The 13,283-nt window shown below is 47.4% G+C and carries 6 protein-coding genes; all 6 read right to left on the bottom strand.

From position 1 onward, the window contains the following. Positions 1-7: 7 nt before the first annotated feature. The 6 genes from M0Q40_01015 to M0Q40_00990 are packed head-to-tail and all read right to left on the bottom strand — an operon-like array spanning position 8 to position 13,275. The gene (locus M0Q40_01015; GenBank protein ID MCK9221201.1) at positions 8-1,228 is read right to left on the bottom strand and encodes a DNA repair exonuclease; all 1,221 of its coding nucleotides are present in this window, start codon (positions 1,226-1,228) and stop codon (positions 8-10) included. A 10-nt stretch (positions 1,229-1,238) separates the two neighbouring features. Then, entirely contained in the window at positions 1,239-2,000 is a 762-nt protein-coding gene (locus M0Q40_01010; protein MCK9221200.1) for a hypothetical protein, read from the bottom strand. Beyond that, the gene (gene pglZ / locus M0Q40_01005; protein ID MCK9221199.1) at positions 1,997-3,988 is read right to left on the bottom strand and encodes a BREX-3 system phosphatase PglZ; all 1,992 of its coding nucleotides are present in this window, start codon (positions 3,986-3,988) and stop codon (positions 1,997-1,999) included. Before pglZ ends, M0Q40_01010 begins: the two co-directional genes overlap by 4 nt. Beyond that, positions 3,981-6,782: a DEAD/DEAH box helicase gene (locus M0Q40_01000; protein MCK9221198.1), complete on the bottom strand. Its 2,802-nt coding sequence runs from the start codon at positions 6,780-6,782 to the stop codon at positions 3,981-3,983. Before M0Q40_01000 ends, pglZ begins: the two co-directional genes overlap by 8 nt. A gap of 7 nt (positions 6,783-6,789) precedes the next feature. Continuing rightward, the gene (locus M0Q40_00995) at positions 6,790-9,570 is read right to left on the bottom strand and encodes a DNA methylase (GenBank protein MCK9221197.1); all 2,781 of its coding nucleotides are present in this window, start codon (positions 9,568-9,570) and stop codon (positions 6,790-6,792) included. Positions 9,571-9,582: 12 nt separating this feature from the next. Then, positions 9,583-13,275: a DUF6079 family protein gene (locus M0Q40_00990; GenBank protein MCK9221196.1), complete on the bottom strand. Its 3,693-nt coding sequence runs from the start codon at positions 13,273-13,275 to the stop codon at positions 9,583-9,585. Between the last annotated feature and the right edge of the window lie 8 nt (positions 13,276-13,283).

Genomic DNA, 13,283 nt, shown 5'->3' with positions numbered 1-13,283 from the left:
GTTTCCCTCATTCCTTGACCATTTTTAGGGTCAACTCTTGATCTAGGTTACAAAGCAGTTCCACTAGATACTCCCTCCGATTCCCCTCATCCACAAAACCCTCCCGGACTCCTGCTAGGTTGGGTAACAATCCCAAAGCATCCTCCGGATTCCGCTCAAGCTCCTCGAAAATGGCGAGGGCTTCGGCCAAAACATGGGGAGCATTTTTATACTCCGCGGGGTCCTTTAAGCCACTTAATGTGCCTAGCTTAAGCTCTACAGCTAGGGCCCCAGTTGATTCTGTAATCTGTTCAGCCAAATCCTCCCATTCCGCCGCATCAGCCGCCACCCTTCTTATTTCCTGACTTAAAGGGCTTGGCCCGGAAAACTCGATTCTTACCAGTAACTTACCGGGTTTAATGGGAACTAGGCTTGGCAGTCTCTCAATCAACTGAGCAAAGTTGGTCACATCTTTTAGATCCGGCTCTAGTCTTAGCCATTGGATCGGTGCCGTAGGTCCAAATTGTACCCGACCAAAGTCCTTTGTTAGTTCCACCAATAGCACACCCCGGGGACCATCCTCCTTGGGGTTGTTTCCGATCAGGCTACCGGAATAGTGAGCTAGGGGTTGTTCCAAAACCTGCTGTGGTTTATGAATATGGCCCAAAGCCCAGTAGTCATAACCTTTGTCTTTAAGATCATTTCTGGTACAGGGTGCATAGGGCTCTTTGGGTGACACACTAGCTGCCACTTGACAATGCAGCAGACCTACAGTAGGCACATCGTAATCTAGTTTGGGAAACATTGCTGCTAGGTTATCTAGGGTTTTCGGTGAGCTATGCCCCATTCCACCGACAACACCAACTAGCTCTCCTCCCCTTTGTACCTCCACCACTTCGAAAGCATCATCTATAACATGAATATCTGGCCACAGTAGGTTCGTGGCCTTGGAGTCCGGTCCCCCATGATCATGGTTACCTGTCACATAAATCACACTAATCCCCGCCTCAACCAAACGGGCTAGATTCTCCATCAGCATGCGTTCACCACGAAAGGACAGATAGTTTTCATCGAAGAGGTCTCCGGCAATCAGAAAAGCATGGACCTGTTCTTCCAGAGCCAGTGCTACTGCATTCTGAAATGATGCATAGGCTGCATCCAGCAGAAGCCTTCTGATCCTCTGATTCTTGGTGGCATAAGGCGCATCTAAGTGACAGTCTGCTAAATGTATGAAACGAAATGGAGTCAATTCAATCACCCTAGAATTTTGTCGCTGGCGTATCAAGGATTAAGAGCTGTTGGTCAAGACCGTGGCTAAAAACACTTATACGCTGTGACCTATTCACCGTTTGAGGCGGTAGCCATGTAAGTTTAAATGGAAACAAAGCTGGGAAATCTAGAAGTGTCTCTAGCGGGGCCTGTCCTTGGGGAATGCTGTGTAACAAAGCCTCCATTAACCAAAGAGTAAGCTCCTCACCAACGGGCTCCACTTCACCGGAAAGACAATACTTGCCCGCCCGACCCTTCCTGCTCAGGAGCCCCCAATCAACGAAACTACTTATGACCCGTCCTACGGCGTAAACCACAGTACTGCGCTCCCCATATTTCTCTTGAACACGCCGTTGAACTTGGGATGTGGTGACCACTCCCTGTATTCGCAAGAGCCTGCCCGTATTCTCGGCAACTATCCGAACGAAGGGATATACTGCCATGATCATCCCCATATGTACAGACTGCCGCTGTCTACCAGATAGAGTCTGTAGCATCTTAAGTCCTTCATCCCGCAACATAGTCAACTCGTTGGGGACATTAACCCAACTTCGCATCAAAATCGTGATGGTTTTCTCTCGCGAATTCCTTGGAGCATGATTACCTTTGGATACTTGATCCAGCAAAAGCTCCTCCAGCTTCTCGAATATTTCGGAAGGCTGCTTGTCTGCGCATAGCAAATCCGTGGTATCTTCAAGCCATTCTAGACATATTTTGCGATCGAAACCAATCTGAGTATAGCGTTCTCTCATATTGTCCTCCCTAGGATATGTACGTAGGGAACGATGACTTCTTCGAGAGAGATCCCTCCATGAGCTACCACCCTCTTACCCTTATGAACAAAGGCGTAACGGTCAGACGCCATTAACGCGAGATAGTCCTCGGGCAGACCCACCGGAGGCCATAGAATGCTGTTAGGAAACCCTTCTGCCACCCGTTGCCGCAAAACTTCCTTAGAAAAAACCCGTACTCGCTCACTCCGGGCCTCAGCAAGGACACCTTCATTGGGTCGGCCTTGGCCTTGTGCCTCACAGCTTCCGTGATCCGAGGTTAACACGACTTCGAAAGATTCGTCAAGGAGTAGTGCAATTAACCGAGCTAGATAACCTGACTCAGCCCATTGACGAACCTGGTTATGCATCCCCAAAGCTCCCAGTTCCATGCCATGCATGATGTTATCCACTGTATTTATCACCAACCCCATCACGCGAGTTGTCGGTTGCGATGCTACCTCTCGAACTTGTGTTAAATCGTCCACCTGACCAAGCCCCTTCTCATATTTGACAGCTGCTTGAGTTAGGCCTTGATCCTTCCAGAACCGCTGCCATAGCACCGGCTCTCTTTTTGTTGTCCCGATACTCTTCGGAAAGTAGAAGGGAGGCTTCCCGGCAAAAAGCGCCTGCCTAGACACCTGTGTAATTGTCGGCAACCACGCAAATACAGTCCTCTCCCGCATTTCAAGCCCCGGTGACTGTTCTTGGAGAGTATTTCTGATCACTAGCCATTGATCAAGAGCTAACCCATCTATCACGATCAAAGCAAGCTTTTTCTTTGGATCCTCACTCAACTTCCTAGCTAGCGAACGGGGAATATGATGGACCATTACCGGAGGATTGGGCGGCTGATTATATAACCCGGCAAAACGCGTTTTTACCCAGTTCGAAAACCTCTCATCCACTGTTCTTTGCAGACCCTCAAACCGAGTCTGAATTGAAGGATCGACATCATTAATAAGCTCAAGCGTGAGCGTAGTCAACTCGGCCCAGCGGTACGCAAAAGTCAGCCAGGTTTGGTGTCTTGCCCGTTCATCCGGAAGGTTTCTCTCAATCGACTTAGTCAAACCCTTCAAACGCCGCAATCGGTCGGCCACAGGGTCAATCTTGATCCCCACAGTGACCCACTTTTCCGTAAGTAGTTCTGCTTTATTAAAAGTGACCGGCTGTAAATGACCGTCGATAAAAAGACTATCCACGTATACCCGTACATCACTGTGATCGAAGGGAAGATGAACCGGTTCCTTTAAACCAAAGATGGCACTTTCTTCTCGCTCGCAAGCTCCGTCAATAACAAGATGCTCTAAGAAAACAGGCCATCGTTCCTGAAGAAAAGAGAAGAACCGCTCCCGATTGCTGGTAATCTCTTCAAGGGGCCATGCCGCGAAACGTCCACTTCCTTGTAGTACCTCAATGAAGTACTCATCCAAAACCTTGGGGATACTTAGTCCTAAGTAATGCCGACGAAGCAGAACATGCAAAAGATCTGCTGGTGTTTTGATTAAATCCGGCACAATCTTAAACACATGCCTAAGAATGAAGTCCTTTGTTTCATTTGCACTTAGACTATGGGGAGAATATGCCCTGACCGCCTCATCGACCAGATCCAAATAACCCCGATCCAATGCTGCAACTACCTCGCTATTAAGATCGGGAAACAGCTCACCGAGACTGATATAAAGTTGATGTCCTTTTTGCAGTAAATCCGCGGGTAAATCGTCCAAATCCTTTCCGTCATAGCGTACAATGAGAGTCCCTTCCCCTCGCCTTTGATACGGCCGATACTTGGTTTCGAATAGGTACCTGAAAGCTATGGAATCCTCGAAGGTAACAAGATGAAAACCTTGCCCAGATATCTGATGGAATACTTCTTCCTCGAACAAAAGTCCATCGGGATCTGAAACAATGAATAGCCGCGCAATCGATGGCACTAGCTTCTTCAGTACTTGCCTCTGCCAGTTAGACATGGTACCTACCCTCCTCCAAACGAAGGATCATTAACGGGATCAAGTCCGGAATAGTTCTGCTTTTTTGCACCATTTGCTTTTGCCAGACCGCTAATTCCTGCTCAAGTTCCTTTAGACGATGACGACGAACGGTGGATAGACCGTGTTTCTCAATGGCTTCACGACGTACACTAAAGAAATAATTACCCTTTGCCCTTTCTTGTTCGAGGGATTGCCTGTGGGCGCGCAGTAACTCTTGAAAGGTCTCCTGTCCCTGTACCTTAGCATTGTGCACGAGATCTATAAATATCTCCTCGGCTTTCTCCCTTGTGAGGTGGCCTTTGACTCTTATGGACTCAGAAAGCAACTGATCCCAAATACGTCTTGCAGTAGGCATCAGAATCCTACCATCATCGTGTACGAACAAGGGGAGAATGCTTCTTCGATTCCAGTCACGGGTATGGATAGAGATCTCCCACAAAGACCAGAACCCACATACACCAACTGGCATGCCCGCCAATTCAATGATGGGTATTGGCTGACCCTGAGCAAAACGGGGCAAGCGCATGACTAGTCCACGGACACGAGGCTCTTCTAAAGTTAAGTGTCGGGCAAAGGGATTGGCCCTAGCCTCCTTTGCCGTAAAGACCACACCGAAAGCCTCTTCACCATCTGGCCAGATTAGGTTCCATTCACCAAGGAGCCTTTCGGCTTTGCCACCATGGGCCCGAATAAAACTAGTAGTCATCCGTTCCACCCAGTCCGGAAGTGGATGGGCACTGAGGCGTTGTGCCTCATCAGGTTTTAACTCAGTTATATCTCCAAGGATTAGGGCACTCTCCTTCGTTTGTTTGGCTTGGGTAGCGAACTGGTTTAGGTTTTTCATAAGCGATGCTTCCAGATTGGTAGGATCTAAAATAGCATTTATGTATAGCTCATCAAATAGTTCCGCTGATTGCCCTGAATCAAGGACATCGCTTGTCTTATCCACCCCAAGGTCCCTTAAGATTACAGCTAGTTTTTCAGTGAGTACCTCTAGGATACGGTGCTCCACAGAATCTTCCAATACGAGATTTATGGCGCGCACCACACGGGTCTGGCCAATCCGATCCACTCGACCAATTCGCTGTTCTAATCGCATCGGATTCCAGGGGATGTCGTAGTTGATCACCACATGGCAAAATTGCAAATTCAGGCCCTCCCCACCGGCATCTGTTGAGATTAAAATACGGGCCTCGTTAGTAAAGTGCTCCTGAACCGCTTTGCGTTCATGCATATCCATAGAACCATTGAGGCAAGTAACAAGAAACCCTCTCCCAGTAAGAAATTCATATAGCATCTCCTGCGTAGAGACGAACTCGGTGAAGATAAGCACTTTCAACGAAGGCTCCCGTTCCTCTTCCTGTAACCGATAGATCCAATCCAGTAAAGCCTCAGCCTTCACATCAGGACCTTCCTCTTCGCACCGCATAGCCATATCTAGAAGCCATTTGACTTCACTTTGCTCATTCTCCACAGCCTCAGCAAGCTTCACCAGTATTTCAGTCTGCTCTTCGCCATCCAGTTCGGCCCATTCCTCCTGTGGGAAATCTTCCAGCAACGATAGACCTTTCTCAGAAGTACTCAGTGTTTCTAGCCGCCGTTTCAAGGTAACACGAATCGCCCGGGTACTTGATGCGACCAAACGCTGCATTAGAATCATCAAAAAACCGATGTAGTGATGTTTTTCCCGCATGGCTTGATCATAGCCTTTGCGTACGTAGTCGGTAACAGCATCGTACAAATCATTTTGTTTTGCATGCTCCAATCCCCAGGGAACTGCAATTAACTGTGTCCTTCGAGGTTTAAACAGTGGCTTGCCCTGTGCATCAATGGCCTGTCGTTTCTCCGTTCTAATTACGTAAGGCTGGATCCGCTCCCGGGTAATGCTCTCTTCATCAATGAAGGTGCGAGCATCAAGCAGAGACATCAGACGACAGAAGGCATCTGTCTTTCCTTGATGGGGCGTTGCCGAAAGCAACAACAAGTACGGTGCCGCTTCCGCCAATCCTTGCCCTAACTTATACCTAGCAACTTGATCGTGACCACCTGCAAGCCGGTGTGCCTCATCAACAATGATTAGGTCCCATCCCGCTGAAATGAGATCCTCATACCGTTCTTCGTTGTACTTAGCTATACGTTCTTCCGACCAACCCCGCCGGCTATCAAGTGGTTTTACCGAGTCAACAGGGCAAACCACCTGCGGAAAACTACGCCAAATGTTGTCTTCTTTGAGCACCTGACGATAAGCAGCAAACTCCCCAGGGATTAATAGTCGCAACTCCTCGTTGAAGTGAGTCTTTAGCTCAGCGACCCATTGGGTAACTAGACCCCTAGGGGCAATTACTAAGGTGCGTTTCACCTTCCCCCGCAGCTTCAATTCCCGCATGATAAGTCCCGCCTCAATTGTCTTCCCTAGACCCACCTCATCCGCCAGTAAATAGCGGACGCGATCTCCACTCATTGCCCGGGACAATGCCCGGATCTGATGCGGCAAGGGAATTACGGAGGAGTCAAGGGGCGCCAACAGAACATCTCCCGTTAACGAATCCGCGATCTTCGCCGCTGCGGCAACATATGTCAACTGATCTGCCGAGGGAAGATCCAGTTCATCCATGGTTCGCACATCTTCAGCATTAATCCGCAAAACCGCATCCTGTTCAGGCAACCAAACACGATAGCTTGTATTTCCCCACAACTTCTGGGTGTCTATAACTTGGCACCACTGACGGTGTTCAGTGCTAAAAATCCAACTGCCGACTTCAATCCGCTTCATAGACCCATCACCGCGATCGTAGCTTTCGTGAGGCCTGGTCATACCACATGATTAACCTAGAATCTTCTTGAAGAACGCGCTCGGGGATCTTGCTTCCCACCTGCACAATGACTTCGTAATCTTGTTGCCCCCAAGCCTTCCTAAATCCAGCACGAATAGCCTCAGAACGAAAGACACCAAGCCTTTTCTGGTTAGAGTTGCGGTATTCCTCAAATTCCCGCAACAACGCCCGTTCGCGCAGTTTCTCCAGATCACCTACCTTGTTTGCATCAGGCACGTACCAACGATCCTTGGCCTTAGCCCTTAAGGCAGGATCATCCTTTTCCACATTACGTAGCTCTTTGAAGTTCCTGGACAGATAGCGACAGATCTGACTAGGCACATCACCGGTACCATCGTAGCATAGAAAGTTTTCCTCAAGCAGTCTCGACAACTCCATCGTCTTTTCATGTCGTTGCCAGCCAGTAATCTCTTTCATGTACAATGGATGTATTTCCTGATAGGTCTGTGGTTTGGAGCCAAGTTGCTGCTTCAACCACTGGATGGCTGTAGCCTCATCATGAACAAACATCTCAATCTGTTCTACCGCTTCTACTTTGGCCCATGCACGATCATATTCATTTACCTGCGTAGGGAGAAAGTACATGCCGTCTCTTTGTGGAAAACGCTGCTCAAGACCTTCGTAGAAATCGCCTGCTGATATGGGAACAATGACACCCCGCTCCACATGGAAGGCTACCATCCGATCATAAAGGAGATAATTCATCCGCTCAGTAATAACCTCCAATTTACCATCTTTGATAACGGCAACCGGTAATTGACGCAAGTGACTCCGGACAAAGTCCCAGGCGCCATCTACAGTGCCAGCCTTAAGCTTGAATCGTTCTTCCAGGCCATCGTTAGGTTTATATGCTGAAATAATAATATCTTGTTTTACAGCGCGGCCAGCTACTACTTGATTAAATGAGCCTTGTTTTTTATCAAGTGTACGGACATCAGCAACAACAAGCCCTGCCCGCTGTAAAGCCTCCTGGATCGCGTGCCAGACACTGTTTTTAGAATTATGAAATTCCACCGTCATCCAGCGGCCTGGCTTCAATACCCGATAGTACTCATGGAAGCAACGGGTCATGAGCTCCTGGTACTGTGGCAAATTTTTGCCTTGAGTTCTGTTTTCAATGGCTTCCGGTACGTTATCCGTATAAACCCTTAACCAGGACTCCCAAAGGAAGTTGAGTTCAGAATACATTAGATTGCTACCAAATGGTGGATCCGTGAAAATATAATCCATCGAGCTATCCGTGTAAAACCCCGTTGTTGTTGAGCGGCACTCGGATGAGACTCGGAGTTGATTACTTTTACATTGATATCTCTTTATTTTCCGCCGCAAAAACTCAATCGAGTTGATTTCTCTGATCATAGAACTGACATATAAAGTCCCAGATAGTTTACTCGGAAGACCGAAAGGCCTCTCCCGATTCAGAAGTGAGGAACCCTCTGTAACAGCCGTAACAACCCAAAGCATTCTCATGCTACGTACACGTGCTCTCTGCGAAAACGCAGCTAATATCCATAGATTTCGCTTCGTGTAAAAATGATGCGCGTGAGTAATGCCGATCCTTCTTGGCTCACCGGTTTTATCACCATCTGGGATTGATTCTGTGGGATATGGGTATGGAATTTCACTCTCTTCAATCTTCCGGATTAATGCCAAGTCAGCCTCATCTGGTGCCTTTTCAAACCGTTTTCTTCCGATACTATAATTAATCAACACGGGTACTTGTTTTGCCTGTCTTATCGTCTGTTCTAAGGTGTCATCATACTTAGTAGTCCAGGCGCGCTCCATGTTTGACTTTTTGAGAATCGCACTGCAATAGGGACATGGAAACTCTTTCCGTACCTTTCCGGCTTCCTGATCAACCGCGGCCTCCCAGAAAATGATCTCGTGGGCACACTCAGGACAAGTGAATACATCGGACCATACCGTGTAGTTGATCCTTCCTTTGGCCTTGCCGTCTGTATGCAGTGTCTGATACATCCATCCACATTCGGCTTCCACCTCTTTTAGAATGCGCTTGGCTTCCTTTTCAAACTGATCCACATCGACAGGCGTATTGTAGTTATAAGCAATGAAGGTGGCAGCCGGGGAAAGATCATTTAGTACAGCATACCGAGCACCAAGTTTGGAAAAAGGAACCCAGGACACTTCCCCTTGTTCATTAATTTCTCTTTTGAGAATGGTTCCATCGTCATCGATGCGGTATCCTAAAGATTCAACTACCTCCCGATCCCCACAGAGTTGAGCCGCAACTCCAGTCATGCCAGTGCCACAGAAGCCATCGTAGACGATGTCCCCTGGTTTAGTATAGTGGAGTATATACCGCATAATGGCCTTGTGTGGTACCTTCGTATGATACGAATGAGCGTTGTAGATGGGATCGTTCTTGCCTTCACTAACATCTGCTGCAAAGGGCTCTCGGTGATAATCTTCGTTGGGATCATAGGGCCTACCATAGTAATCAATAAAATCCTGAATAAAGGGATTAGGACACGCTGTATAATACGGTGGATCGGAAAGAGCAAGAATATCCTCATCGCTACCGATGGGAAAACCCTCAATCTGACGAAACTCGGGTTCTTCAAGCTTTTGCCGGAGCTTCTCTCGGAAGTATTCCCGGCGCTCTTCATCATTGGTAAAGGTTATACCGAGGCACTCCACCGGACCTTGGGTAACCGTTTCCGTATCCACATCTTCTATAACAAAAGGTATCTTCTCGTTTTGTACCATTGAAACGACCTCCTATTTCAGCACAATACGAACTTGATCTCGTTCTTTTCCTTTGAGCAAATCATTCAAGTATTCATCAAATCTGTTCTTCAGTTCTGTACAGGTCAAAGGCATACCAGGAACAAATAAATACTGATGTAGTTGCTCTACGTCAATGGACACAGGGATGAGACCATCTAGAAGCTCCTGTATAGCCAACACGAATTCATCGTCGGTCTCTTCAGGTAGAGAACCGTTGTCTAGGAAATCTTCGATCAATTTTCTCTGCTCTGGTTTGAGTAAGTCAAAGTTATCTTTGACAGTCGGATCATTAAGTTCCCCTAGAAGCTGCTTAGTCCATTGATTGTACAACTGCTCCAAATCCATCTCTAAGGCTTCGAGCACCTTCGCTACATTCGTTTGTGAAGTACCTGGAAGATAGCCACAATGGGGACATTTAGGTCTACTCTGTAGATCCTTTCGCGTCAACGCTGGACAAGTTTTTAGGTTATTAAGCGTGTTTTCAAAATCGGTAAGCTGTCCCCGATTCATTACTTTAATCGGTGCTAAGCTTCGTACGGCTTTGAGCCGTGGATCACGTGATAGTTCTGTCTTACGCTTGTCTTGACCAACATCGAGCCTAGCCTGTTGATGGTCCTTAAGATACATGTCAATATATGAGTCTTGGAGCCCTTTAAGCTGCCGTTTGGCACTAGAGGAAAAACCAGCCTCCTGCCACTTGTTGGAACTCAGCTGTGAGTGAAGGTTCTCGTGAAGATCACGGATGGAAGTGATAAAGTCGTGGTCTTCGGGCAATATGACCTCAACCGCCACAAAGTAATTGACAAGTGGATCTAGCTCGCTAGTAACTTTCCTTAGATTCTCAAGCTTTTCAAGTTCACGCAGCCCCACCTTATACTCTTCAATTTGTTGCTCATCATGGGCGAAGTTCTGAAACTTAGCCGGTGTGGAATACCTTCGAATGGTTTCAAGAAAGGTCTTGGTCTTGGTAAGCTCCGCACGTACCCTGTTTTCTTCTTCGGCAGCAAGTAGGTCTTTGCTCCAAAAATGTAACCCACCTTTTAGGTACTCTAACCCTTTAACCAAGTCCGATAGCATTGTATCTATTTTCGCCTGGACCTGTTGGACAGCTTGGTTATCCCGTTGGGTGATACCTACTGCTAGCCCTGGCGCAAGACCAAGCAGCTCCATTAACGCTTGCATCGCCAATAGATTCCAGTCCTTTGGTGGTGCAACGTGTCTAAAACTAAGTAGCTCCTCGTCGGAAAGCTGAGGTAGCATAGCTAACTGCGTCGCATCTATCTTTTGCCTGGAAGTAACTAGAACAAGATGACCCGAATATACTAAGGCTACTATAACAACAATTAACCACTCTGGCTCCAATCTGAACAAGTTCGGAGCGAAATAATCAACCCCGTAAACATCCTCGATGAGTTCAGAACGATTAATCACCTGTCCAGACTTTTCCTCGAGAATAGATAAGATATGTCTAGCATATCGAGAATTTCGTGGGTCAATACGCTCCCCATCCATCAATTCAAGGGCTTGAAGTACATCGGTAGCCTGCTTTGTTCTTGTACCACCTGCAATTGCGCGTAAAGCATCGCGCATCGCCTGTGGACGGTTCTGCGAGGTAATTAACGTTTTGAAACTAGGATATTCCGGCGCCCGGTCTCTGAAATGTGGGGCTAAACACCCCGAGCTCACGGTATTTACCACATCACGAATGTTAACGACCTCGCTTCTTGGTACATGCTGCTGCCTCAGCCAAGTACTTAGCTTTCTGGTTGAGCCCTGGTAAGTTATCTTATATACTTCAGTGAAATTTTCCCGTAGCCAGTTCGCTAAGTCACCTAGGAGACCATCTGCCTTTTCTTCGAAGACCACTTTTGTACTACCGGAGGAGCGATTCGCTAATTCAGAAGCTGCCGCATAGTATCTTAATGTTTCATCGAAGACCTCATCTGGTTCAAGGTAAAGGAATACTTCATCTGGTTTATTCTCATTCTTAAACCGAGGAGCCTCGTAAGGCTGGATGAAATACAGATAAAACTCCCTGGGCGGCGCAACAGTAGACCGCTCGTTGGGGCAACCAAAGAACAGATAGCCCAGACGGGCTGCTTTACACTCCAGCCACTCCAATTCATGCTCCCAAATGCGAAATCCATTGACATATGTCTGGTCCGCACATTCCATTAAACGCTTCAATGCCTCATAGTAATAGCGGTTTAGATGTACCGGGCCAATACTGCCCGTTTCATTTTCAATGTCCGCATCGTAGTCATAATGCTTGTCTAGATCCAGATAATACTGGCGGTTATCGGGGTTAAAGGAAATGAATTGCCCACTGACCATTCTTCTGATCTCATCTAACACTGTCCCCACATGTCCTGCAAGATCCTCAGCTGGCTCCCCACCAAAACCCGCTATTTCTGGTTCATACAAGCAAAGAGTATCCCGCAACTCTTCAGGAGTTAAGCCGATAGGGGAGTGAATATCCCCCACTGTCAAACGATGTACCGACAAACCGTGGATGATCCGTTTTGCCATCGTCTGATAGTTTTTGCGGGTCATTCGGTCTATTTTGTCCTCTAGGACTCGACTACGATCCGAGACGATTCTTATATTCTCAATATTACGATAAGATGAGTCTTCCATAAGGGTGGTCCAATAACTATCAAAGGTAATAAGTCCGGGCTGGTCCTGGGGTAGTTCCTGTTCCAGTAGTCTTTCCATAGAAAGAGAAAGGGTCTTTAAGATGTGTCGCTTTTCAGCCACAGACACCTTCTCGACGGTATCAATGTAATCAGGGTGCACCGGAAACAAATGAATGAATTCATCCATACGCTCGTTCATGTCTCCGTAGAACTTGGCAAAGGGCTTCAAATGCGCGGCAATCTTGGCTTGTTGTACCGTGGTTTTTTTGAGCAATCGCTCTGATACAACGAACTTCACATCTTCTCTGACAATCAATACTTGTTCAAAACGATCTTTTACTCGCCGTAGACTATCCCCAACACTAGCAAACCGTGGGCTTTCGAAGATTGCTTCTTGGACGCCAGCAATAAATCTAAACCGCAAATCCTTGCATGCTTCCCCGATTTCCCGAAGAAACCCTAAATCCCGCACCTTTTGCATATCATCTCTGGAATAGAGATAGTCCAACAACTCATCCACCACCATCAACAAACCGTGCTCAGGATACACCTGGTGGTACGCGCTCATCATGTCCTCGAAAGCGCTCTTGTGATTGACGACATCAGCTGCCGATGGAAAAACGTAATCGACACCCATCCTAGAAAGTTGCTCCTGTAATGTACCTACAATAGCGTCACGCAGGGCCATTGTAGTCGAACCAAGCTCAAGACGGATCACCTTAAACTTCCCCGCAATGTCCTCAGCTCCCTGAGCAACATCATCGTTGGTAAGGTATGCCGCAAGCGTTCGATGTTCGGCAACAGCAGAGACTACAGACATAAGATGGGACTTGCCCGATCCATAGTTTCCGACGATCAGAAGGGCCTTGTTGTCCGTGGGTTCGTCAAACTGGAGATGTCGAAATACCATGGAAATAAGCTTGTCTGCCATCTGCTCAGAGATAACATAGGTCTCTACAAGACGCTGTGCCTTACTGAATTCATTAGCGTCCTTAAGCTGAATTACGCTAGTTATCGGTTCAAATTGTACCAAGTCCCGGTACTTCATTTTTGAGC

This window comes from Limnochordia bacterium (assembly GCA_023230925.1).
Lineage (GTDB): Bacteria > Bacillota > Limnochordia > DUMW01 > DUMW01 > JALNWK01.
This window is presented reverse-complemented; position numbering and strand designations above follow the sequence as displayed.

Bases quoted from the DNA above. Each gene is read 5' to 3' on its own strand.
- pglZ (MCK9221199.1), bottom strand. From the start codon at position 3,988: ATGTCTAACTGGCAGAGGCAAGTACTGAAGAAGCTAGTGCCATCGATT.
- M0Q40_01000 (MCK9221198.1), bottom strand. From the start codon at position 6,782: ATGAAGCGGATTGAAGTCGGCAGTTGGATTTTTAGCACTGAACACCGT.
- M0Q40_00995 (MCK9221197.1), bottom strand. From the start codon at position 9,570: ATGGTACAAAACGAGAAGATACCTTTTGTTATAGAAGATGTGGATACG.
- M0Q40_00990 (MCK9221196.1), bottom strand. From the start codon at position 13,275: ATGAAGTACCGGGACTTGGTACAATTTGAACCGATAACTAGCGTAATT.
- M0Q40_01010 (MCK9221200.1), bottom strand. From the start codon at position 2,000: ATGAGAGAACGCTATACTCAGATTGGTTTCGATCGCAAAATATGTCTA.